At 60.7% G+C, this 22992-nt stretch carries 25 protein-coding genes; 8 read left to right on the top strand and 17 right to left on the bottom strand.

Annotation, left to right across the window (positions count from 1 at the left end; genetic code table 11):
* Positions 1–29 precede the first annotated feature (29 nt).
* The 5 genes from ABQX22_RS24620 to ABQX22_RS24600 all read right to left on the bottom strand — a co-directional run bounded on the left by ABQX22_RS24620 (position 30) and on the right by ABQX22_RS24600 (position 6696).
* Positions 30–1235 (bottom strand): acetyl-CoA C-acetyltransferase, encoded by a 1206-nt coding sequence (locus ABQX22_RS24620; RefSeq protein ID WP_349802494.1) that lies wholly within the window; start codon positions 1233–1235, stop codon positions 30–32.
* A gap of 291 nt (positions 1236–1526) precedes the next feature.
* Positions 1527–2024, bottom strand: coding sequence for a hypothetical protein (locus ABQX22_RS24615; protein ID WP_349802493.1), 498 nt, complete (start codon positions 2022–2024; stop codon positions 1527–1529).
* Positions 2025–3460: 1436 nt separating this feature from the next.
* Positions 3461–4318: a transglutaminase family protein gene (locus ABQX22_RS24610; RefSeq protein ID WP_349802492.1), complete on the bottom strand. Its 858-nt coding sequence runs from the start codon at positions 4316–4318 to the stop codon at positions 3461–3463.
* Entirely contained in the window at positions 4315–5274 is a 960-nt protein-coding gene (locus ABQX22_RS24605; protein WP_349802491.1) for an alpha-E domain-containing protein, read from the bottom strand. The genes ABQX22_RS24610 and ABQX22_RS24605 overlap by 4 nt, the downstream gene beginning before the upstream one ends.
* A gap of 12 nt (positions 5275–5286) precedes the next feature.
* A complete protein-coding gene (locus tag ABQX22_RS24600) occupies positions 5287–6696 on the bottom strand; it encodes a circularly permuted type 2 ATP-grasp protein (protein WP_349802490.1) in 1410 nt (469 codons plus the stop codon).
* 141 nt (positions 6697–6837) lie between these two features.
* On the opposite strand from ABQX22_RS24600, the gene ABQX22_RS24595 reads away from it, so the two are divergent.
* Entirely contained in the window at positions 6838–7110 is a 273-nt protein-coding gene (locus tag ABQX22_RS24595) for a hypothetical protein (protein ID WP_349802489.1), read from the top strand.
* 92 nt (positions 7111–7202) lie between these two features.
* Here ABQX22_RS24595 and ABQX22_RS24590 read toward each other — a convergent pair whose 3' ends face one another.
* From ABQX22_RS24590 to ABQX22_RS24565, 6 genes are all read right to left on the bottom strand, one after another.
* On the bottom strand, positions 7203–7541 hold the full coding sequence (locus ABQX22_RS24590; RefSeq protein ID WP_349802488.1) for a ribonuclease E inhibitor RraB: 339 nt from the start codon (positions 7539–7541) through the stop codon (positions 7203–7205).
* Positions 7542–7794: 253 nt separating this feature from the next.
* The gene (locus tag ABQX22_RS24585) at positions 7795–8031 is read right to left on the bottom strand and encodes a hypothetical protein (protein ID WP_349802487.1); all 237 of its coding nucleotides are present in this window, start codon (positions 8029–8031) and stop codon (positions 7795–7797) included.
* 151 nt (positions 8032–8182) lie between these two features.
* Positions 8183–10255: an LTA synthase family protein gene (locus ABQX22_RS24580; RefSeq protein ID WP_349802486.1), complete on the bottom strand. Its 2073-nt coding sequence runs from the start codon at positions 10253–10255 to the stop codon at positions 8183–8185.
* Positions 10256–10633: 378 nt separating this feature from the next.
* The gene (locus ABQX22_RS24575) at positions 10634–10825 is read right to left on the bottom strand and encodes a PLDc N-terminal domain-containing protein (RefSeq protein WP_268800545.1); all 192 of its coding nucleotides are present in this window, start codon (positions 10823–10825) and stop codon (positions 10634–10636) included.
* 104 nt (positions 10826–10929) lie between these two features.
* A complete protein-coding gene (locus tag ABQX22_RS24570; protein WP_349802485.1) occupies positions 10930–11457 on the bottom strand; it encodes a hypothetical protein in 528 nt (175 codons plus the stop codon).
* Between the two features lie 69 nt (positions 11458–11526).
* On the bottom strand, positions 11527–12063 hold the full coding sequence (locus ABQX22_RS24565) for an ankyrin repeat domain-containing protein (RefSeq protein WP_349802484.1): 537 nt from the start codon (positions 12061–12063) through the stop codon (positions 11527–11529).
* A gap of 477 nt (positions 12064–12540) precedes the next feature.
* On the opposite strand from ABQX22_RS24565, the gene ABQX22_RS24560 reads away from it, so the two are divergent.
* On the top strand, positions 12541–12819 hold the full coding sequence (locus ABQX22_RS24560; RefSeq protein ID WP_349802483.1) for a DUF3509 domain-containing protein: 279 nt from the start codon (positions 12541–12543) through the stop codon (positions 12817–12819).
* A gap of 156 nt (positions 12820–12975) precedes the next feature.
* Here ABQX22_RS24560 and ABQX22_RS24555 read toward each other — a convergent pair whose 3' ends face one another.
* The 4 genes from ABQX22_RS24555 to aroC all read right to left on the bottom strand — a co-directional run bounded on the left by ABQX22_RS24555 (position 12976) and on the right by aroC (position 16868).
* A complete protein-coding gene (locus tag ABQX22_RS24555) occupies positions 12976–13692 on the bottom strand; it encodes a helix-turn-helix transcriptional regulator (RefSeq protein ID WP_349802482.1) in 717 nt (238 codons plus the stop codon).
* A 266-nt stretch (positions 13693–13958) separates the two neighbouring features.
* Entirely contained in the window at positions 13959–14504 is a 546-nt protein-coding gene (locus ABQX22_RS24550; RefSeq protein WP_349802481.1) for a 1,2-dihydroxy-3-keto-5-methylthiopentene dioxygenase, read from the bottom strand.
* An 86-nt stretch (positions 14505–14590) separates the two neighbouring features.
* Positions 14591–15739, bottom strand: coding sequence for an MFS transporter (locus ABQX22_RS24545; protein WP_349802480.1), 1149 nt, complete (start codon positions 15737–15739; stop codon positions 14591–14593).
* Between the two features lie 37 nt (positions 15740–15776).
* Complete coding sequence (aroC, locus tag ABQX22_RS24540) at positions 15777–16868, bottom strand: chorismate synthase (RefSeq protein WP_349802479.1); 1092 nt, start codon at positions 16866–16868, stop codon at positions 15777–15779.
* Positions 16869–16996: 128 nt separating this feature from the next.
* On the opposite strand from aroC, the gene ABQX22_RS24535 reads away from it, so the two are divergent.
* Together ABQX22_RS24535 and ABQX22_RS24530 are read left to right on the top strand one after the other, a co-directional pair.
* The gene (locus ABQX22_RS24535) at positions 16997–17992 is read left to right on the top strand and encodes an alpha/beta hydrolase (protein ID WP_349802478.1); all 996 of its coding nucleotides are present in this window, start codon (positions 16997–16999) and stop codon (positions 17990–17992) included.
* A gap of 104 nt (positions 17993–18096) precedes the next feature.
* The gene (locus ABQX22_RS24530; protein WP_349802477.1) at positions 18097–18903 is read left to right on the top strand and encodes a hypothetical protein; all 807 of its coding nucleotides are present in this window, start codon (positions 18097–18099) and stop codon (positions 18901–18903) included.
* A 114-nt stretch (positions 18904–19017) separates the two neighbouring features.
* Here the strand turns inward: ABQX22_RS24530 and prmB are convergent, their stop codons facing one another.
* Positions 19018–19968: a 50S ribosomal protein L3 N(5)-glutamine methyltransferase gene (prmB, locus tag ABQX22_RS24525; RefSeq protein WP_441005324.1), complete on the bottom strand. Its 951-nt coding sequence runs from the start codon at positions 19966–19968 to the stop codon at positions 19018–19020.
* Between the two features lie 220 nt (positions 19969–20188).
* Here prmB and ABQX22_RS24520 point away from each other — a divergent pair, with 220 nt between their 5' ends.
* The 3 genes from ABQX22_RS24520 to ABQX22_RS24510 all read left to right on the top strand — a co-directional run bounded on the left by ABQX22_RS24520 (position 20189) and on the right by ABQX22_RS24510 (position 21867).
* On the top strand, positions 20189–20791 hold the full coding sequence (locus tag ABQX22_RS24520) for a cysteine hydrolase family protein (protein WP_349802475.1): 603 nt from the start codon (positions 20189–20191) through the stop codon (positions 20789–20791).
* Positions 20792–20895: 104 nt separating this feature from the next.
* Positions 20896–21216: a hypothetical protein gene (locus ABQX22_RS24515; RefSeq protein WP_349802474.1), complete on the top strand. Its 321-nt coding sequence runs from the start codon at positions 20896–20898 to the stop codon at positions 21214–21216.
* A gap of 93 nt (positions 21217–21309) precedes the next feature.
* A complete protein-coding gene (locus ABQX22_RS24510; protein WP_349802473.1) occupies positions 21310–21867 on the top strand; it encodes a Smr/MutS family protein in 558 nt (185 codons plus the stop codon).
* A gap of 104 nt (positions 21868–21971) precedes the next feature.
* Here ABQX22_RS24510 and ABQX22_RS24505 read toward each other — a convergent pair whose 3' ends face one another.
* Complete coding sequence (locus tag ABQX22_RS24505; RefSeq protein ID WP_349802472.1) at positions 21972–22178, bottom strand: hypothetical protein; 207 nt, start codon at positions 22176–22178, stop codon at positions 21972–21974.
* Between the two features lie 220 nt (positions 22179–22398).
* On the opposite strand from ABQX22_RS24505, the gene folE reads away from it, so the two are divergent.
* Positions 22399–22944, top strand: a complete 546-nt coding sequence (folE, locus tag ABQX22_RS24500; protein ID WP_349802471.1) for a GTP cyclohydrolase I FolE — start codon at positions 22399–22401, stop codon at positions 22942–22944.
* Positions 22945–22992: the final 48 nt, after the last annotated feature.

Raw genomic sequence — 22992 nt, 5'->3', positions numbered from 1 at the left:
GGAGGGCCTGGAGTGGGCGCAAGCGTGACTCAGACCCGCTCGATAATCGTCGCGATGCCCATGCCGCCGCCGACGCACAACGTGGCCAGGCCGTAGCGCAACTGACGGGTTTCCAGTTCATCGAGCAGCGTCCCGAGGATGACGCAGCCGGTGGCGCCCAGCGGGTGACCCAACGCGATGGCGCCCCCGTTGACATTGACCTTGCTGGCGTCCACCCCGGTGTCCTTGATGAACTTGAGCACCACCGAGGCGAAGGCTTCGTTGACTTCGAACAGGTCGATGTCGGCCAGGGTCAGCCCTGCCCGGGCCAGCGCCTTGCGTGCTGCGGGCGCCGGGCCGGTGAGCATGATGGTCGGATCGGTGCCGGTGACGGCTGCGGCAACGACCCGCGCCCGAGGCCTGAGCCCCAGTTCGCGCCCCTTCTCGGCCGAGCCGATCAACATGGCCGCCGCGCCGTCGACAATCCCTGAGCTGTTACCGGGGGTGTGAACGTGGTCAATGCGTTCGACGTGGCTGTAGACCCGCAGCGCGGTGGCGTCATAGCCCCTTTTGCCCATGGCCTCGAAGCTGGGCTTGAGCGCGCCGAGCCCTTGCAGGGTCGACTCCGCGCGGACCAACTCATCGTGGTCCAGCAACAACGTGCCGTTCTGGTCCTTGACCGCGACCAGTGATTTGCGAAATGCCCCGGTCTGCTGAGCCCGCGCCGCCTTGCGCTGGGAATCCAGGGCGAACACGTCGAGGTCGTGACGGCTGAATCCTTCCACCGTGGCAATCAGGTCCGCGCCAATGCCTTGCGGGGTGTAATGGGTGTGAAGGTGGGTTTGCGGGTCCAGCACCCAGGCGCCGCCGTCGCTGCCCATGGGCACCCGCGACATCGACTCCACTCCGCCGACCACCACCAGGTCTTCAAAGCCGGAACGGACTTTCATCGCCCCCATGTTCACCGCTTCGAGCCCCGACGCGCAGAAGCGGTTGATCTGTACGCCCGCCGCCTCAACTGCCCAGTTGGCGACCAGGGCGGCGGTCCGGGCGATGTCGGCACCCTGCTCGCCGATGGGTGTCACGCAGCCCAGTACGATGTCATCGACCTGCGAGGTGTCCAGGTGATTGCGCACCTGCAGTTCACTCAGCAACCCCGCCATCAGTTGCACCGGTTTGACGCTGTAAAGCGCGCCTCCGGGTTTTCCCTTGCCCCGCGGTGTTCTCACCGCGTCGAATATGAACGCTTCGGTCATCGGATCCCTCGCTGCCTGCTTGTTTTTTTTATGCTGACACCCAAACGGTCATCTCAATCGGGTTGCCGATTGAAGTGGTAAAGCGTGTGGACTGGGTGACAGGTTGTTCATGGTCGGATGTTGCGGCCTCGGACGAACGGTAGTGAGCTATCGGGTTCCGGATTAGGGTGCCCGACCCGTCTAGCAAGGGTGTGACTGGGTACCGCCCTCATTTGAATGCACTTTTTATCGCCAAACGGCATGAGACTAATAGCGAACCGATCTAAGGCGCGTCGCACGCCGACTCTAAGGTTAAGTCAGTAGCAGAAGCGCACATAACAATGACTCTCCTTTAAGCGCCCACGCCTGTGGTCTTTTTGCCCGGGTACCTGCTCTTTTGACTTCACCTTTGCCAGCTGCCCGCTTCTCTTTACGGATGAAGCCGGTGAGCTTCTGTCGCTCAGGAATAACAAAAAGAAGGCAAACGCCATGTTCAAGCATTCGAAAGTACGTCAGGCGGGACTTATCGTTTTCGCTACCACGCTGTTGCTGATTTTGCCGAATATGACGCGGCTGTTCGGCTGACTGAGCGTAGCCGCTCGCGCCAGATTTGCATGGTCTAAAACGTCCGGTTTTTTTTACGGTGACGTCTGCTTGTGGCGCGGGGCGGATCACACGGCCCTTTTGGGAGCAATCGGAGGTAACGACGGTCGCGATGCGGTATGTCTGACGCGCCTGGATATTGCGATTGGGTGAATATCCGTTTTTTGTGTGCGCTGTTGTTATGGTTCCGCCCTTACGGCGGGTCACTTTCGAAAAGCGCGAAAGTAACCAAAGCGCTCTTGCTCCCGGTTTGGCCCTCCTTCGTCGGGTTCCCTCACTCCGGCGACGCTCCGTGGGCACGCCGCCAACGGCCATCCATGGCCTGGGGCGGCTAGCGCGGCATCCATGCCGCGCTGCCCACTCCGCGCCGCCTGCGTTCAGCCTGCACCCAAGTCGCGTTTTGTGGTGCCTGGGCTGGCGTGGACGAAGATCAAAAGCAAAGCGCGCTTTGCGCTCTGATCGTCCCCACGCTCCGCGTGGTAATGCAGCCCTGGACGCTCCGCGTCCAATGACGCAAAGCGTTATGAGAGCCGCTACCACGCGGAGCGTAGGAGCAATCAGACACGGCTGTTCGTCTGACTGAGCCTAGCCGCTCGCGCCAGATTTACATGGTCTAAAACGTCCGGTTTTTTTACGGTGACGTCTGCTTGTGGCGCGGGGTGGATCACACGGCCCATGTAGGAGCTGACGAGCCCGTGCGAGGCTCCGGGGTCGCGCTCGACCGATGCGGTTTGTCTGACACACCCCAGATCGTGTGAATATCCGTTATTGCGGGTGTTGCTGATATCGGTTCCGCTCTTACAGCGGGTCACTTTTGGCAAAGGCGCCCCAAAAGTAACCAAAAACGCTTTGCTCCTGGTTTGGCCCTCCTTCGTCGGGTTCCCTCACTCCGGCGACGCTCCGTGGGCACGCGCCGAACGGACATCCATGTCCTGACGGCGCTTACCGGGCATCCATGCCCGGTATCCCACTACGCATCGCCTGCGTTCGGCCTGCACCCAAGTCGCGATTTGTGGTGTCTGGACTGGCGTGGATGAAGATCAAAAGCGAATGAAGAAGCCTGATCGTTCCCACGCTCCGCGTGGTAATGCAGCCCTGGACGCTCCGCGTCCAATAACGCAGAGCGTCATGAGAGCCGCTACCACGCGGAGCGTGGGAGCGATCAGAATAGTTGACCACTACATTCTTCTGGTTCTTCTGGCGTGTGGAGATTTCGCAGACGACATAAATTGCGACTTTGGGAGGCCGAGCGCAGGCGTTGCGCAGGGGACAGCGCGGCATGGATGCCGCGCTAGCCGCCCCAGGCCATGGATGGCCGTTGGCGGCGCGTCCCCGGAGCAATGCCGGAGCGAGGGAACCCCGACGAAGGAGGGGCCGGACACGGGAGCGAGACCTTTTGGTTACTTTTGCGGCGTTTGGCAAAAGTGACCCGCCGTAAGGGCGGAACCGATATCAGTCACGCCCCCAATAATGGATATACACACAAACCAACCCTGTCAGACACACCGCATCGCGCCCGTCGTTACCTCCGAATGCTCCTACAGGAGTCCGCGTCACCCGCTGACGACCGGGCGTGTCAGGTGAGCCGCATCGGTCGCGCGCAAGCTCGGCAGCGCCTACTGGTAACCGCGTAAGCAGTGGGCTCAGCTCTGCCGCTGAACCTGCAACATCGGCGCGGGCACCGCTTTTGGCGTTGGGGTTGGCGTCGGGGTGGCCACCGGAACTGTTGGGGACACCAGCACTTTGGCGTGCATCTGCTCACAGCCGCCGCCCCGGCGCATGCCGCGTACCGGGCAGGCGTCCAGGTAATCCAGACCCACCGCCAGCTTCAAATGGCGCTCGGGAATCGCCAGCTGATTGGTCACATCAAAGCTGTACCAGGCGTCATCGATCCACGCTTCGGCCCAGGCGTGACTCGCCAGATGCTCACTGTTCTCGCTGTACAAATAGCCTGACACGTAACGTGCCGGCACCCCGAGGCTGCGGGCGCAGGCCAGGAACGCGTGGGTGTGGTCCTGACACACGCCGGCCTTGCTGGCAAACGCTTCGGCGGCACTGGTGTGCACTTCCGTCGCCCCCGGCGTGTACGTGATGTGCTGGCTGAGCGCGTGCATCAGATCGATCAGACCGGTGCGGTCCCGGCGCCTGGCGCATTCCTTGGCGGCGAAGCTGCGGATGGCCTCGTCCGCTTCGGTCAGGCGAGTGAAGCGCAGGAACGGCAGTGCCGATTGCGACTCATGTTCGGCTTCGCGTTTTTCATCGATATCGACCTGACCGCGAGCGCCGATGACGATGGCTTCGTGAGGCTCGTCCAGGGTCAGGACGTGGAGGATATTGCCGAACGGATCGATCTGGGCGCGCACCGGGCGCGGCAGGGTCAAGTGCCAGCTCAGGACCTGCTGGCGTTCGCTGTCATGGGGGGTCAGACGCAAATACTGGATGCTGGCGCGGACCTGATCCTCATAGTGGTAGGTGGTCTCGTGGCTAATTGAGAGTCTCATGCAGCCTCCAGATAAGATGTGTGGATGACACTACCCAGTTGGGCCAGCAGCGGAATGAATTCGTTCAACCACTCATGCAGGCCTTCATCGAGGATTTCGTCGATGCCGGTGTAGCGCAGACGTGCATCAAGCTCGGCCGCCAGGCGTTGTGCCGGGCGTCCATTGGCGCCAGGCAAGCTGGCGAGAATCATGTCCAGTTCTTCGAGGCACGCGCGCAGCGAGCGCGGAATATCGGCACGCAACAGCAGCAATTCCGCGACCTGGCGGGCGCCCGGTGCATCGCGGTAGACCTCGGTGTAGGCCTCGAACGAGGACAACGCGCGCAATAACGCGCTCCACTGGTAATAGCCGGCCGCGGAACTGTCGGCAGCGGCGTTAGCCTGCGGCCCGCGCAATTCGAGCATTTCGTAGCGGGCGTCGAGCATGCGCAGGGTGTTGTCCGCACGTTCGATAAAGGTGCCCAGGCGAATGAAACGGAAGGCATCGTTACGCATGATGGTGCCGTAGGTGGCACCGCGAAACAGGTGCGACCGCTCCTTGACCCACTCGCAGAACCGGCTCATGCCGTAGCGGCTGAGGCCTTGTTCGGCGATGCCGCGAATTTCCAGGTACGTGGCGTTGATGTTTTCCCACATGTCGGCGGTAATCCGCCCACGCACCGCATGGGCGCTGGCCCGCGCCGCGCCGAGGCAGCTGTAGATGCTGGCGGGGTTCTCCGGGTCCAGGGCGAAAAAATGCAGCAAGCGTTCGGCGTGCAATTCGCCGTGGCGCTCGAGGTAGTCGTCCAGGGTTCCAGTGATCAACAGCGGCATGGCAATTTCGTTGAGCCCGTCGCCGCTGCCATCCTGCGGCATCAGGGACAGCGAATAGCTGACGTCGAGCATCCGCGCGAGGTTTTCAGCCCGCTCCAGGTAGCGCGACATCCAATATAAATCCGAGGCAGTTCTACTTAGCATTGGCAGGCATCCTTAATCCTCGACCACCCAGGTGTCTTTGGTTCCGCCACCCTGCGACGAGTTGACCACCAGCGATCCTTCACGCAGCGCAACGCGCGTGAGTCCCCCGGGGACAACACGGGTTTCGCGGCCAGCCAACACGAACGGGCGCAGGTCGATGTGTCGCGGAGCGATGCCGTTTTCGACAAAGGTCGGGCACGTGGATAGGCACAGCGTGGGTTGAGCGATGTACAAGTGGGGCTTGGCTTTGAGCCGGGCACGGAAGGACTCGATCTCGGCCGCCGTGGCAGCAGGGCCGACCAACATGCCGTACCCGCCCGAACCCTGGGTTTCCTTGACAACCAGATCGCCGAGGTTAGCCAGCACGTGGGACAGCTCTTCGGGCTTGCGGCACTGCCAGGTCGGCACGTTCTTCAGGATCGGCTCTTCATCGAGGTAGAAACGAATCATGTCAGTGACAAACGGGTAGATCGATTTGTCGTCGGCCACGCCGGTACCAATGGCGTTGGCCAGCACGACATTGCCCGACCGATAGGCCGACAGCAGGCCCGGCACACCGAGCATCGAATCCGGATTGAACGCCAGCGGGTCGAGGAACGCATCGTCCAGGCGGCGGTAAATCACGTCGACCGGCTTGGCACCGTCGGTGGTGCGCATGAACACTCGGTCGTCACGCACAAACAGATCCGCGCCCTCCACCAGCTCCACGCCCATTTCCCGCGCCAGAAAGGCGTGCTCGAAAAAGGCGCTGTTGAAACGTCCAGGGGTCAGCACCACGACGCTGGGGTTGTCCAGCGGGCTGGAACTCTTGAGCGTGTCGAGCAGCAGATTGGGGTAGTGATCGATGGGGGCAATGCGTTGCGCGGCGAACAGTTCGGGGAACAGGCGCATCATCATCTTGCGGTCTTCGAGCATGTAGCTCACACCGCTTGGGGTGCGCAGGTTGTCTTCCAGGACGTAATAGGTTCCGTCCCCATCACGCACCAGATCGACACCGGAGATGTGCGAATACAGGTCACGGTGCAGATTAAGCCCTTGCATCGCCAGCTGGTATTGCTCGTTGGCCAACACCTGTTCGGCGGGAATGATCCCGGCCTTGATGATGCGCTGATCGTGATAGAGGTCGGCGAGAAACATGTTCAGCGCCTTGACGCGCTGGATGCAACCGCGCTCGACCACGCGCCATTCGCTGGCGGGGATGCTGCGGGGAATGGTATCGAACGGAATCAGGCGTTCAGTGCCCTGCTCGTCACCGTACAGCGTGAAGGTAATCCCGGCGCGATGAAACAGAAGATCGGCCTCACGCCGACGCTGAGCCAGCAACTCAGGTGGCGCTTCGCCCAACCAGCGGGCGAATTCCCGATAATGCGGGCGGACCACACCGCCTGCATCGTACATTTCGTCGTAAAAGGTGCGGATCATGCCGTACTCCTTGTCACCATGGACACATGAGCCTTCGCAAGGCCCGTGCCAGCGGCATAAACGCTTGATAATCAACGGGTTGAACATTACCGACCAGACCTTCGCACCGTTCCTGTGCAAGAAGCGCCCTGACCCGTTCCCATGCGCCTCAAAGAGAAGCGTGCCGCCGCTGAAAAAACTATTACCAGCATAGTCAGAGTTGATTTCACGGCCGCGGTTTATTTCTTGATACTCGCCCCATACCGGCCGACAGGCGTCTGCAAGACTGCCGTCATCGCCACAAGACTTCCCTTTATGCCGCTCAGATTGAGCGGCTTTTTTTTGGCTGATTTTTGGGGTGCAGCGGAGATGAATCGTGGGGGACAGCGGCAAGCTGCAAGCTGCAAGCTGCAAGCTGCAAGCTGCAAGCCATAAGCTTCACGCTTCAAGTGCCCGGATTCAAGCCACAGACCTGATCCGTTTTTGCTTACAGCTTGAAGCTTGAGGCTTGCAGCTGCTCCCCGGCGTCAATTGAGCCGCTTGATCTCCTGTGTCACGCCCCACCCTTCCACCTCCCCGTCCAGCGGGTCAATGACGGTCTGCAGGTCCTGCTCGAAATCGCCGATCCCGTCATAGGTGGCGTACATCACTTTGCTCAGCTGCAAATGCCATGCGCCGTCGTCCCGCGCATTGATTTGAGCGTTGATGGATTCACCGCGAAATTGATCAGCCGCCTGACGTGCCCGCTCCTCGTCCGGGAAGACAGCGTAGAACTCGATGGGATGGATACGTGCGAAGTCGAAACCGCCTTCCTTCATGCGGCGCAGTACGTTACTGCTGATGTCTTCTTGATAGGCTGTGCTCATGAAACGTCCTCCTATACAACGATAGATAGAGTTTCAACTATCCCCGAACGTCCTCTCCCAGAGGGCCGTTACACGGCAGACAATCTGCCGTGCGGGACTCAAGCATGTCGCTACAAGGCCGGCGCTGTTTGTACAAACCGGACATCGAGACTCGAGCTGGCTCGGGTAGATGATTCACCGGCCTCATTTGCAGACTACGCCCATTAATAGCGAGTTGCCAATTGCCGCAGCGGGCGTAATCGAGGGTCGAAGATCAGGACGCTTCGACGATGGAAATGATCTGTACGGCGTTCTGCTCTTTAAGTGTTTTTACGGTGGGCTCGGCTGTTCGGCCGTCCAGATCATTGAGATCCAGGTCGCTGGCCACCGGAAACAGGGCCGGACGCAGATGCTGAGCCGCTTCCTCTTCACTGGGACGCTGCTCGGATTCGAGATCGAGGGTCTGCTGTACGCCATCTTTATCCAGAAACGAAATGGTCCAGACTTTCATCAATATCTCCTCAACCAGGCCGCACACCGGCCTACCCCAATCGGACTTCGGGTCTTGTTGTTTCGTTCAACCTGTTTGTGGCCCTGGGCGCTGCGTGTCAGGCAAAAAAAGAGGCCGCAGTGGCCTCTTTTTTCAACAGCGTTTTTCCAGCCTACGGCTTGGCGTCGATGACCCCGGCCGTGTTGTCCAGCAGGCTCTTGGTGGCCGTTTGCAGGAAGCTGTCGAGCTTGTTGCGCAGCTCGGACACGTCCGGCGCATCCGGAACCAGCTCGGCATGAGGCTTGTTGCCCAGGGTGTAGGCGTAGATTTTCGGCTCCATGTCCTTGGGCTCGATCAGGATGCGGTCACCCGTGACGATGGCCACGGTCTGTTCGCTGCCCGACGGCTTGATCACGCCGAAGCCCTTGTCGCCTTCCGGCAGGTTCAGCAAATCACGGCCCCAGCACTGGTGGACGGTGTCGCCACCCAGACGGCCCATGATGGTGGGCACGATGTCGATCTGGGTGCCGACGATGCTGCTGCGCGTCCCGAACTTGTCCTGCAGCCCCGGCGCGATCATCAGCATCGGCACGTTGAAGCGACCCAGGTCCATTTCGGTGATCTGCTCGTTGTTGCCGAAGCCGTGGTCGCCGACGACGATGAACAGGGTGTCTTTGTAGTACGGTTCTTTCTTGGCCTTCTCGAAGAACTGACCCAGCGCCCAGTCCGAATAACGCATGGCGGTCAGGTGTTCATCCAGCGAACCGTGGCCAGTCACACGTTCCACCGGCAGGTTGGCCGGCAGTGCGTACGGCGTGTGATTGGATAGCGTCTGCAACAGGGCGTAGAACGGACGGTCCTGGCCTTCGCGGGCTTTGAGTTCCTGTGCGCCGCGATCAAACATGTCCTGGTCGGACACGCCCCACGTCGGGTCGGAGAACACCGGATTGACGAAGTCGTTACGGCCGATGAAGTTGGTCATGCCCTGGTTGCTGAAGAAGCCGGACTGGTTGTCCCAGGCGAAATCACCGTTGTAGACATACACGTCATCGTACTTGCGCGCGCCGCTGAGCAGTTGCGGCAGGCCGGACAGCTTGTGGCTGCCTTCGGGCGTCTGCATCAGGTACTCAAAACCCGGCAGGTTCGGGAAGCAGGCCATGGTGGCGAACATCCCCTGGTGGGTATGGGTGCCGTTGGAGAAGAAGCGATCGAACAGCAGGCCTTCCTTGGACAGCTTGTCGAAATACGGCGTGATGTTGGATTCGTCACCCAGCGCGCCGACCGAATGACCGGCGAAGCTCTCCATCAGGATGACGACGACGTTCTTGATCGGCAGGGTCTTGTCGGCCGGTGGCGAAAAGTCGCGACGCACCGCAGCCGTGTCCGGGTCCACCAGCTTGTCGTTGGCGGTCAGCAGCATGTCGCGCACGGTCTGTTGCGCCTGTGCGGGCGGTATCGTGCCCTTCCAGATGTTGTCGCGGTCTTCGGACATCCGGCTCTTGGCGGCAGCGATCAGGGTCAGCGTGCCGTTGAGGCCCAGGGTGTTGGCGAAGTTGGATTCGGTGGTGTAAGCATCACCCCAGCGCAGTGGCGGGCCCTGGCGCAAGGTACCGCGCGCGGCGACCACGGCGATCAGCAGGCAGACCACAAAGACGCCGATGCGCGCATACCACGGCGCCACCTTGCGATTGCTGGAACTGCTCAGATTGAGCTGACCGGCAGGCCGGGTGGCGCGATCCACACCCTTGAACACCAGGCTAAGCAGCCAGGTGACCACGGCCCATGCCAGCAGATAGCGCACCACCGGATAGCCATACCACAGCATGCTCAGCACGGTTTTCGGGTCTTCTTTGACGTACTGGAACACCAGCCCGTTCAGACGCTGGTGGAATTCGCGGTAGAAATCCATCTCCATCAGGCCGAAGAAGGTGGTCAGGCTGGCGACCAGCGTCAGCCAGAAACGGAACACGCCGCGCGCCGCCATCAGGCGCGCACTGAACAGCGCCAACAGCAGGGGAATCAGGAGGTAGACGACCAACCGCAGGTCAAATCGCAGACCGTTGACGAAGGCTTCGATAAAGGTCGAAGCCGGCGTCTGGCCAATCCCTTCGCGGTTATAGACCAGCAGCGCAACGCGCAACAGGGTGTAAAGCACCATCAACACCAGACCGCTGAGCAGCGTGTAAGCCAGGTGAGATTTGACGGTAGGTTGCGGCGAGCGCGCTGGAGCGTCCGTTTTGGCCATTGTTCTAGGATCCGTTGGATTCAGGTTGATATTCACAGAGCGGTGCCCAGACAAAAGACGTCGGTCAGGGTTCGCGGTGGCAAATAGTACGTGATCGCTCAGCGTTTACCACTGATCCAACTGATTCTTCATACCTGGCGCCTTGATGTGACGGTCTCAGGCGAATGACTTTTCGTACAGCCCAAGGGGATGCTGGATGGCGGCGAGTACGTTTGGGGCGTGTTGCGCCAGCTCCTCGTTGGCCGTTAGCGATGCACGTGTTGCGTGGATAAGGCGAGTAGTGGCCGAAGATGTAGTGTCACCCTGCAGTATTTGGTCATAAAAAAACGCCTGATTGCAAAGCAATCAGGCGTCGGGATGTGACAGGCAAATCAGCCGCTAGATGCGGACGTTGCCTCGTGGACCGGCGATGGCCCAGATGATCAGACCCAGGACGGGCAGCAGCACGATCAACAACACCCAGAGGATTTTCATGCCGGTTTCGGAACCGCTTTTCAGGACATTGATGATGGCCCAGATATCCAGAGCCAGAATGATCAGACCGACCAGGCCGTTGAAGGTAGAACCCATGGTGTTGCTCCTAGATGAGGCTTGCCCTGCTTAGGAAAGCGCCGCTCGGCAAGGGTTCCGTGGGGCGGGTGGCATATTTGCAGCCCTGGCCGACACATTGCCGCCTACAGCGCCGCGCGGCGATGGGCTTCAAGAGCGGGTTCGATGGAAATGCCGATGGCCGCGCCGAGTTCGATGACCCGCGCCTGATCGTTGCCGAATACCAGCACGGCCTGCAACTCGTCGTCCAGCGGCTGGCTGATGTTCATCAGTACATAACCGCCCATGTCCTTGTTCATGCTGCCCAACTGGATCTGAATCCGGTTCAGCGCCGTCAATGGCTCGGCCTTGGCCAGTTGTTTGGGCTTGATGTTGAAGGTCACGCCGGGCCCGAAAGAGGCAATGATCTGCTCCATCAGCTCCATGTAGGTGTCAGCCTGGAAAATCACCGTGTCCGGCAGGCTGCCGATCACCACCCACTCGCCCAACGGAATGGGGAAGGTCTCGTCGTAGTTGATGTCGGGATTGGCAGCCAGGAAAGCCTGCGGGTCGGCGTAGGCCTGAACGGCTTCAGCCGCAATCGTGTCGATCTCGTCGTCGCCCAGGCAGCCGGAGCTGATCTTGCGGATGAATTCGATGAGCTGGGCTTTCATGGCGTTGGAGGTCCGGGGCAAAAAAACAGGCGCGAAGCATAGCCGGAAACGCTTCACGCCTCTACGGCATCACTGCCCGAGCTTGCTCAACTGCTCAGCGGTTTCCGTGGCGCCCATGGTGTGGGCGGCCATCAGCGGGGTGACGCCCTTGGCATCCTTAATATGGGGATTAGCACCTTTGGCAATCAGGTAATCGACGATGGCTGTGCGGTTGAACATGGCAGCCATCATCAAGGCCGTGCGGCCATCAGCGGAAGCACCCTCTACTTCAGCGCCACTTTCGACCAGCAGACGCACCACTTCGAGGTCGCCCTTGAACGCCGCGCCGGCAATGGGGCTCTGGCCGTTGTCGTTACGCAACTCCGGATCGGCCTTGTACTTGAGCAGGACGCGCACGGCGTCCTGATGACCGTGATAGCTGGCCAACATCAGCAAGGTATCGCCCTTGTGATTGCGCAGATTGGGCGTGAGTCCGTTTTCCAGCAAACGCTCCAGCATCACCGCGTCGCCTGCCCGGGCGCGGTCAAATACCTGTTCGGCAAACTCCAACGCTTCGTCGTCGGTCATGCGCGTGGCAGAACCCGCGGGTTTGGAATCGTCGGACATACAGTGCTCCTTGGGCGCCCCGGGCGCGTAATAGATTGAAACAGGTCAGGATTTTCAGACCCTCGCGGTGGCGGTCAAGTTTCACTGGCGGGCGACGACAATGCCATTGCGGTCCGTTTCCAGCGAGAAAGCCTTCTTAATCGCGGCCATAGAAGACGAGGTAGACGCTGCCAATGGTCGGGATAGGGCAAGCAGACAGGAAAAATCCAACAGCTCGATGAAATAAAACATACAGACCGCGGTCAGAGGTCATGACAACTCACCGTACGCCCTCCTCGATTCAGCATCCCTCCTCCTTCCCATTCCGGCAAATTGCAGGACCCTTGATGGCCGTTCATGCAATATGCACGAAGCAGAAAAAATAGATTTTCCATAAGTATCTGTTTTGTAACGGTTTTATAAGAATTTAAATGCTGGCACAGTCGCTGCACTAGTACTACCAACGCTTGTTATCGCTGAGCAATGGAGCTACTAGACATGACTTTTATCCAAGAAAAATTCTCTTCCGTATTTTCCGAATTCGAAGTCACCACCCAAGCCCGTCCTGATGGTGGTGTCCTGCTTTCCTTGCGCAACAGCGAAGGTAAGCAAACCCGTCGTTCGGTCTCCTACGCACAGCTGCACACCCCTGTTCAACTTGAGTGGGTGATCAGCGCGATTCGTCGTGACCTCGCCGCTCAGGCCAGTGAACTGCCGGCAATCTCGATGCTGCAAAGTCAGCACCGATTCGATCTGCCGACCTACCACACTCGCTGATCGGCTGAAGACTTAGCATCACGCTCTATCGCAACACCTGCTTTGCTCCCTGAGTCACTTTTTTGCCGCGAGAGCCCCCGGGCCCTCGCGGTTTTTTTTGCACAGCGTTTGGTCGCGGTAAGCCTCAAGCTTGTAGCTTGTAGCTTGCAGCTCTCCCTACTGAATGATCCCCCGGCACAGCGCCTCACCCACAGCCTGCGCGCGATTGGACACGCCCAGCTTGGCGTAGATGCTTTTGAAATGATGCTTGACGGTGGCTTCCGACACGTCCTTGATCAGCCCGATCTCCCAGGCAGTTTTGCCTTGCCTGGCCCACTTGAGGATTTCCACTTCCTTGAGGCTCAACGAACGATGATGCAACTGCCTGCCGTTCCCGGCGACATGCAGCATGGGCACCAGGCTGGCCAGCAAATAACGGTCGTTGTGGGTCAGCGCGCGTTGCAGTCCGTTGAGTGAGCAGATCGTGACCACGCCATCGCTTGCACGGCTCTGGTTTGAATAGCCGTAGGAAAATCCCGGCAGCAGGTCGCAATCTTCCACCGCCGCCAGGTAGGCGCAAGACGGTGGGTAAGTATCAAAGGCTTCGCGCCAGTCGAGGAAACCCATGGCGTGGCGGTAATAACGCACCACCGGGTCTTCAATCATCAGCCGTCCCCGGCAGTAAAGATCTTTCCAGTACCCGTCGACGTTCGACGTGATGCAACTGAGCAGCGTCCCGCTCCTGTACTGGTAAAGCATGGCCCGCTTGCAGCCGCATTCGGCCCTGATCCACTCCAGCGCGTTGGCGATTGCCGCCTCCCCGTCCTGGTCTGTGATGCTGGTGACCATTTGTTGTATCAGCGGGTTCAGCGTCCCCGCTTCCGTGTTTTTCATGTCCCCTCCTTCAACCCCTGGATGTGTCGTCCCTGTTGGCGATTTGTTGTAAGTGATCGACAGACGAAGGGTTACACAGTCAACAGGGGTTAAACATAAAGGCGAAAACAAACAGGCATCACTGACCGGTAAACAGGCCACTTCCCACAGGACTGCAAAAATTTACTTACATCTTTACCGTTTCAATCCCAAACCCGGCCAGTACTCGGGAATTGGCCGGTAGATAACGGTACTGGCGTACCAAATGTGCGGGGCGAAAATGGCAGTCAATCGTCCAGACCCGGAAAGCGGGCGGCGATGTCGTCGCCGGTAAAGGTCGCGGTCTGGCCCTCAGGCGCGTTGAACAAACGAATGGCGACGAGCTGGGGAAATTCGCCCATGTCCAACCAGTGACGGGTGCCCGCCGGGAGTGAAATCAGGTCGTGCCGTTCACACAGCACCGCGTAGACGAAGTCGCCAATGTGCAGATTGAGCAACCCCTGGCCGGCGACGAAAAATCTCACTTCGTCTGCGCCATGCTGGCGCTCTTCCAGAAATCCGGCTCGCACCTCGGCCCTCTGCGGGTGACGGTTGCCCACGCTGATGACCTCGAGCGTTACGTGACCGCGTTCGGTCATCAAGGTATCGATCTGCGCGCGGCAAGCCTTGATGACGTGGTCTTCACTGATGCCCGCCGTCAGCGGGGTGTCGGCCCGCAAGCGCTCGAACGTCACGCCCTGTTCGGCCAGCGTCGAGGCGATGTCCTCCAGATGGGTCAGTACCTTGTACGGCTGCTCGGGGGATGAAACGTGGTAGACAGACAATACGCTCATGACGGTATTTCCTCGGTTCGTGCACCCACCCGATTGCGCTGGTTTTGGTCAGGTGTGGCGGTTGAAAGGTAGCTTCAGGCAGCGGTTCAAGCACGCGCCTCCTGCATGCGGGTAGCACACAGGATGGCAGCGGCCACCGCCGCGACGCTGGCAATGCTGAACGTCCACCCTGCGCCCAGCCCGTTCCAGATGTAACCCGAATACAAGGCGCCGATCGCGCCGCCGGTGCCAGCCAGCGCGGCATACAGCGCCTGACCCTGGCCTTGCTGCTGCGGCCCGAAGCTGCGCTGCACGAAGTGAATGGCAGCCGCGTGGAAACTGCCAAAGGTCGCGGCGTGCAGCACTTGAGCCACGATCAGCAACGACAGGTGATCGGCAAAATTGCCCAGCAGGATCCAGCGCACGGCGGCCAGCAGAAAGCTGGTCATCAGCACCTGTTTGACCGAAAAGCGCTGCAACAGCCAGCTCATGGCCATGAACATCAGCACTTCGGCCACAACGCCCACGGCCCACAGCATGCCGATCACGCCGCGACTGTAGCCCAGCCGCTCAAGGTGCAGCGAGAGGAAGGTGTAATAAGGCCCGTGGCTGACCTGCATCAACGCGACACTGCCGTAAAACGCCAGCACACCGGGCCGGGTGAGCTGTTTGACGAAGCCGCCGACCTCTGTGCGCTGGCTCGAAGCGACCGGTTGCGCATTCGGCACCCACCAACTGCTCACGACAATCCCCAGCATGATGAACAACAACGCCTGCGGGTAGGTGTCGAGGCTGAACCACTCGAATAACCGGCCCAGCGCCACCACGGTCAGGATGAAACCAATCGAGCCCCACAGCCGGATCTGGCTGTAACGGGCGGTCTGCCCTTGCAGGTGGGCCAGGGTGATGACTTCGAACTGCGGCAGCACGGCGTGCCAGAAGAACGCATGCAACGCCATGACCATTGCCAGCCACGCGTAGCTCTTGTCGAACAGGATCAGGGAAAACGTCAGCAGCGTGCAGACCGCGCCGAACCGTACGATCGCCAGCCGGCGCCCGGTGTGATCCCCCAGCCAGCCCCAGATATTGGGCGCGATGCAGCGCATCAGCATGGGGATTGCCACCAGCTCGCCGATGCGCGCGCTGGAAAACCCCAGGTGATCGAAATACAACGCCAGGAACGGCGCCGTCGAACCCAGCAGGGCGAAATAGAACAGATAGAAGCTGGACAGTCGCCAGTAGGGAACCGCCGCCAAGGTCAGGTCGCCCCGGCAGCGTTGTCCGAGTCGGGCATTACAGCTGACCCAGAACCGGCGTGGTCACGCGCACATCCGCGTTTTGCCCACGATGACGCAACAGATGATCCAGCAGCACGATGGCCATCATCGCTTCGGCAATCGGTGTTGCGCGGATGCCGACGCAGGGGTCATGCCGACCTTTAGTGATCACGTCGGCCGGATTGCCGTGCACATCGATGGAGCGGCCCGGCGTGGTGATGCTGGACGTGGGTTTGAGGGCCAGGTGCACGACAATCGGCTGCCCGGACGAAATACCGCCGAGAATGCCGCCGGCGTTGTTCGACACGAAACCCTGGGGCGTCAGCTCGTCGCGATGTTCGGTGCCGCGCTGGGCGACGCTGGCGAAACCGGCACCGATTTCAACGCCCTTGACCGCGTTGATGCTCATCATCGCGTGGGCCAGTTCGGCGTCCAGGCGGTCGAAAATCGGCTCGCCCAGACCGGGCATCACGCCCTCGGCTACTACGGTGATCTTGGCGCCCACCGAATCCTGGTCGCGACGCAGCTGGTCCATATAGGCTTCCAGCTCCGGCACCTTGTCCGGATCCGGGCTGAAAAAGGCGTTCTGCTCGACCGAATCCCAGGTCTTGAACGGGATTTCAATCGGGCCCAGCTGGCTCATGTAACCGCGCACGCTGATGCCGAGGCTGGCGAGGTATTTTTTGGCGATGGCCCCGGCGGCCACGCGCATGGCGGTTTCCCGCGCAGAGCTGCGACCGCCACCGCGGTAGTCGCGCAGGCCGTATTTGTGGTGGTAGGTGTAGTCGGCGTGGGCCGGGCGGAACAGGTCCTGGATCGCGGAGTAATCCTTGGACTTCTGGTCGGTGTTGCGGATCAGCAGGCCGATGGCGCTGCCGGTGGTCTTGCCTTCGAACACGCCGGACAGAATCTCGACTTCGTCGGCTTCCTGACGCTGGGTAGTGTGACGGCTGGTGCCCGGCTTGCGGCGGTCCAGGTCCCGTTGCAGGTCTTCGAGCGAGAGCGCCAGGCCCGGTGGACAGCCATCGACGATTGCGACCAGAGCCGCGCCGTGGCTTTCGCCGGCAGTGGTGACAGTGAACAGCTTGCCGTAGGTATTGCCGGACATGCGTGACGCTCCGAAAATTCGATCAAAACTCAAGCGCGCCAGTATACGCAGGCTGCTCGCGTAGTTCATCCTCGAACCTTATTGGATTGGCTGCGTCCAATCGGCACTCAATAGATGGTGGCCTTGCGATGCTACGTGGTATTTCCCTGTTTCGCGCCTTGCTGTCCCTGCAAGCCGTTGCCCTGACCCTGACCCTGTTCACCAGCGTCGTGTACGCCGCCAGCCCGGTGGTTCTGAAACGCCCGATCAGCCTGATGACCGCCACCGGCGAGCTGTTCGGCACGCTGTTGCTGCCGCAATCGACCACACCGGTGCCGGTGGTGCTGATCATTGCCGGCTCCGGCCCGACGGACCGCGATGGCAACAATATCGACGGCGGGCGCAATGACTACCTCAAGCGCCTGGCCATAGAGCTGGCCCGGCACAACATCGCCAGCGTGCGCTACGACAAGCGCGGCGTCGCCGCCAGCAAACCGGCAACCCCGGACGAACGCGACCTGAGCATCGAAAAATACGTGGCGGACGCCGAGGCCTGGGGCCAGAAACTCAAGACCGATCCGCGTCTGGGGCAACTGATAATCCTGGGGCACAGCGAAGGCGCACTGGTGGCCGCCCTGGCCGCGGAAAACGCAGGCGCTTCGGCGGTCATTTCCGTGGCAGGCACGGGGCGGCCGGTGGATCAGGTGATTCGCGAGCAATTGCAGAACCAGCTGCCACCGCCGTTACTGGCCCGCAGCGAAGAGCTGATCGAGGAAATCAAGGCCGGCAAGATCGACGCCAACGTCCCTGCGCCGCTGGACGTGGTGTTCCGACCCAGCGTGCAGCCGTACCTGACTTCGTTGTTCCGGCAAAACCCGAGCGCGGCGTTCGGCAAATTGAAAGTGCCCACGTTGATCATTCAGGGCCGCAACGACATGCAGGTGGGTGTCGGCGATGCGCAGCTGCTGCACCAGGCCAAGCCGGATTCCGAGATCGCCATCATCGACGGCATGAACCACGTGTTGCGCATCGTGCCCAATGACGTCAAAAGCCAGCTGGCGTCTTACAAAAATCCGCGGTTACCGCTGGCCAGCGAAGTGTCGGACCGCATCCTGAGGTTCCTGGGTGCCTTACCGGCCGCATGAGGCGGTTTTGAGCCACACACCTGCCCTTCAGGTTGCACGAAACCGGCCGATAGCGAGTTGCTGGCATTGTCTTGCCCAGCAATGTCGAGAACAGGATCGCCGTGATGACAGACACCTCTGGCCTGGCCCAGCCCGTCGTAGCCCCCGCAAGCCCCGACGGCGAAATAGCGACCGCGGCCACGGTGTTGTGGGACGACGTTCATGCCGAACACTTCGTGCTGTTGCGCTTGTCGGCGCTGCCCACTGACCGCGCCACCGGCGCGCGCCCGTTGCGTTTCGCCCAGTTCGGACGCGCCGAGCGCCACAGCAAGGACTTCAGTCTGCTGCGCATGAGCTATCAACTGCCGGCGCAGAACACACGCAAAGAACAGAATCATCTGGACATCTGGGTCGATCACACCAGCCGCACGGTGCGGGTCGGGCCGGAGTCGGGCCTGCAGATCGAGCCCGCGAACCGGGGTCTCGGGCGTTTCATGCTGGCCCAGGGCATTGTGTGGGCGCAGAAGCGCTGGTCGGAATACAAGGTCGAAGGCACTGCGCTGGCCAACAAGGACGCGCTTCAGGAAGACACCCGCCTGCGTCGCGACCATTTCCTCAAGACCCAAGGGTTTGACGTGGCGTATGCCGATGCTCAGCACCTCAAGGGCAGCGTCAAGGACGTCAAGGTCGGAAACCTCAACAACAGCTGGAACGCCGAGAAGGTGCAACGCGTCGAAATCCTCGATGCTGCGCAGATGCTGCAGCAAGCCGAGCAGCGGATGATCGAGCAGGAAGTGACGATCAGAAAAGCCGAAGAAAAGGTCACCAAGTTCCGCCGTGATGACAGCGGCCTGCGCTTCACCATCGCGTGCCTGGTGACGTTTGCGGTGTTTCAGGCGGGGTTATTGATCTGGATTGCGACGCATCGCTAGCGCCTCGACCTTGTTGGAGCGAGGCTTGCCCGCGAAGCTGCCGCCTCCGTTTGTCTGACACCCCGCGTTGTGGGCTTCGCGGGCAAGCCTCGCTCCAACAGGGTCCGTTGAACATTAAACCCGCGAAGCAAACAGCGCCTGATGCTCCGTGCATTGCTCCGCCGTCAGCATGAACACGCCATGCCCACCGCGCTGGAACTCCAGCCAGGCAAAGTCGACTTCCGGGTACAGCGCCTGGACGTGAACCTGGCTGTTGCCCACTTCAACGATCAACAAGCCCTTCTCGGTGAGGTGATCCGCCGCCTGGGCGAGCATCCGGCGCACCAGATTCAAGCCGTCATCACCGCACGCCAGCGCCAGTTCAGGCTCATGCTGGTATTCGTCCGGCATGTCGGCGAAATCTTCGGCGTCGACGTACGGCGGGTTCGACACGATCAGATCGAAGCGCTGGCCTGGCAATCCGTCAAACCCGTCGCCCTGCACGGTGTAGACGTGGGCATCCGCACCGTGGCGCTCGATATTCTGATTGGCCACTTCCAGCGCTTCGAATGACAGGTCCGCCAGCACCACTTCAGCGTCGGGGAAGACGTCAGCGCAGGCGATACCGATGCAGCCGGAGCCGGTACACAGATCGAGAATGCGCGCCGGGTCGGCGGCCAGCCAGGGTTCGAAGCGGTTTTCGATCAGCTCCCCGATGGGCGAGCGCGGGATCAGCACGCGCTCATCAACAATGAACGACATCCCGCAAAACCAGGCCTCGCCCAACAGGTAAGCGGTGGGCACCCGCTCCTCGATGCGCCTCTTGATCAGGCGCTGAACCTGAACCACTTCGTCTTCTTCGAGGTTGCAGTCCAGGTAGCTGTCGGCGATTTCCCACGGCAGGTGCAACGCACCCAGCACCAACTGGCGGGCTTCGTCCCACGCGTTGTCGGTGCCATGGCCGTGAAACAGATCTTCCCCGTGGAAACGGCTGACAGCCCAACGGATATGGTCGCGCAGGGTGCGCAGGCGGGAAGTGATCACGGCAGACTCCTTGAAAAAACGACCGGCGATTCTAGCAGCCATCGGAACAACAAACGATGCCTTCCAATGATGGCCGAACGCCAATAAAAAGTTTCCCAGCCTTTCGACGCGATTGCAGGCAATATGACAGCAATCGCGACCTGCTCGACGGCGTTGAGCACGGCCCACGTCAGGCGAAAAGCGAGGCCTGTGAGCATGGCGATTCACAGAATCGCTCAGCCAGTGGACAATGTGGCAAAAGCCCCACTCGAAGGAGCCCCAGATGTCTGTTCCAAGTTCCGGTCAAAAGACCATGTTTCAACTCAGTGGCCGCGGTTACGCCGCAGCGACATTGGGTAATGCCACCTTGATCATCATCGATGCCCAGAAGGAATACCTCAGCGGCCCGCTGGCCCTGACCGGGGTCCACGAAGCCATCGCCAACATCGTCCAGCTGGCGGCAGCGGCCCGTGCGGCCAAATGCCGAATCATTCACGTGCGCCACCTCGGCACGGTCGGCGGCATGTTCGATCCGCAAGGCCCTCGCGGCGAGTTCGTGCCGGAATTGCTGCCGCAGGACGACGAAACCGTCGTCGAAAAACGCTTGCCCAACGCGTTCAACGGAACAGGTCTGCATGACTTGCTGCAGAGCTTCGGTCATCTGGACCTGGTGGTCTGCGGCTTCATGAGCCATTCCAGCATCAGCACCACCGTGCGCGCGGCCAAGGATTACGGCTATCGCTGCACGCTCGTCGAAGATGCCTGCGCCACCCGCGACCTGCCTACGCCCAATGGCGTGATCAAGGCCGAGGTGGTGCAGCAGACCGAGATGGCCATCATGGCCGACAACTTCGCCACACTTGCCACCACCAAGGACCTGATCTAGACCCTATAGCGGATGCATTGCGCATTTGCTGTAGAAACCTGACCCAACGGGAACCACCCGGGCATAAGCCGGTCAGAGCGCCGATACCCATAGAGGAAATCGGAATGAAAATATCCGATGGTTTTGATGCACGCCGCCTGCGGCCCAAGGGCCGAAGCAATTGGCGGATGCGCCTGGGCGCTGCGTTTGCGGCGGTACTGGCGACGTTTGGCGTGCTGCTGGCGATGGCCGGTGTCGCCAGCCTGATCGGCCACCCGCCCGCATTGGGTGAACTGAATGCCAGCCCCGCCGGCGCGGTGGTCAGCATTGTGTTCGGGCTGTTGTTTACCTACCTTGGTGTCTGGATGTGGCGCCGCAGCCGTCGTCGCCGTCGCAGCGCGGGCGGCCTGAACATGTCCCCGCATCTGATGAAGAAGCACGACTGAAACCTCCCCGCCTGCAAATTGTTCGTCAAACACGTTTAGTCGCGCCGCTGGCGGCGTGACGTGGTTAAACTGGCGGCCTTCGCGGAGGCCATCATGCAAGACGACGATTTTTCCCTGTTTCGAAGCGAGACCCGCGGCGTCAAACCGATCAAGGTTGAATACGCCGACACGGGCAAGCCCAAACCCGACCGCAAAAACCTGGCCAAACTGCGCCAGGCCGCCACCGTGCGCACCGGTTCGGTGACCGTGGACGGTCTTTCCGATCAGTTCGTGATCGACGTCGGCCCCGAAGACGCTCTCAACTGGGTCCGCGACGGCGTCCAGGAAGGCCAGATGCGCAAGCTCAAACTGGGCCAGATCAGCTTCGAGGGCAGCCTGGACCTGCACGGCATGAGCGTGGAACTGGCGCGGGAAACCATGTGGGAATTCCTCGCCGAAGCCACCAAACTGGAAATCCGCTGCGTGCGCATCACCCACGGCAAGGCGGTGCGGCTGGACGGTAAACGCCCGATGATCAAAAGCCACGTCAACACCTGGCTGCGTCAACACCCCCAGGTACTGGGCTTCACCTCGTGCCTGCCCAAGCACGGCGGCACCGGCGCGGTGTACGTGATCCTCAAGCGCACCATGATGGAAGGTCGGGACGAGTAACGCTGACCACTGGCTGACTCACGGCAACCCGAAGCCACACGCACAAAAAAGCCGGATCGAACAATCGATCCGGCTTTGAAGTGCTGCGGGTTAAAGCGGTGGGATCAACGCTGACCCGGGCCGCCCTGGCCACCGCCACCACCTTGACCGCCACCCTGGCCGCCCTGATAACCGCCGCGATCACCGCCACCGCCACCACCGCCGTGGCCGCCACCATGACTGCCGCCACCCGGGCCCCAGAACGGGAAGCAACCGGTCATGGCCGACATTACCGCGACAACCATCGCGAACTTAGCTATACGACTCAACATAATGGGTACTCTCTGAACGACAGGCAATTTGTTACCTGCACCCTCTGACAGCGCGCAGGAGTGAAACCGCGTAGGCGTTTGGTAGGTGTCGGGTATCGGGTTTGATACATAACCGCTGCGCCAAGGCCCGGCGAGCGTTTGTCGGTCGGCGGCGGTCCACTTCTGGAGACGGCTACGCTACTATGTGCGCCTTATCGAACCCCACACGGAACACACCCCTGTGACACTGGAACAGAATTACACCGAGATATTGAGCCAGCTGGGCGAAGACGTTTCCCGCGAAGGTCTGGTGGATACGCCAAAGCGCGCCGCCAAGGCCATGCAGTACCTCTGCCGCGGCTATGAGCAAACCCTGGAAGACGTCACCAACGGTGCACTGTTCAGCTCCGACAACAGCGAGATGGTGGTGGTCAAGGACATCGAGCTGTATTCGCTGTGCGAGCACCATTTGCTGCCCTTCATTGGCAAGGCCCACGTAGCGTACATCCCGAGCGGCAAAGTGCTGGGCCTGTCCAAGGTCGCGCGCATCGTCGACATGTACGCCCGCCGTCTGCAGATCCAGGAAAACCTGTCCCGTCAGATCGCCGAGGCCGTTCAGCAGGTCACCGGCGCCCTGGGCGTGGCGGTGGTCATCGAAGCCAAGCACATGTGCATGATGATGCGCGGCGTCGAAAAGCAGAATTCCTCGATGATCACCTCGGTGATGCTCGGTGAATTCCGTGAAAACGCCGCGACCCGCAGCGAGTTCCTCAGCCTGCTTCGCTGATTTACCGCGTCACCAACGCCGCGGCATACCGTCGCGGCGCGTGCGCCC

It is taken from the genome of Xanthomonas sp. WHRI 1810A (assembly GCF_040202885.1).
Taxonomy (GTDB): domain Bacteria; phylum Pseudomonadota; class Gammaproteobacteria; order Pseudomonadales; family Pseudomonadaceae; genus Aquipseudomonas.
This window is presented reverse-complemented; position numbering and strand designations above follow the sequence as displayed.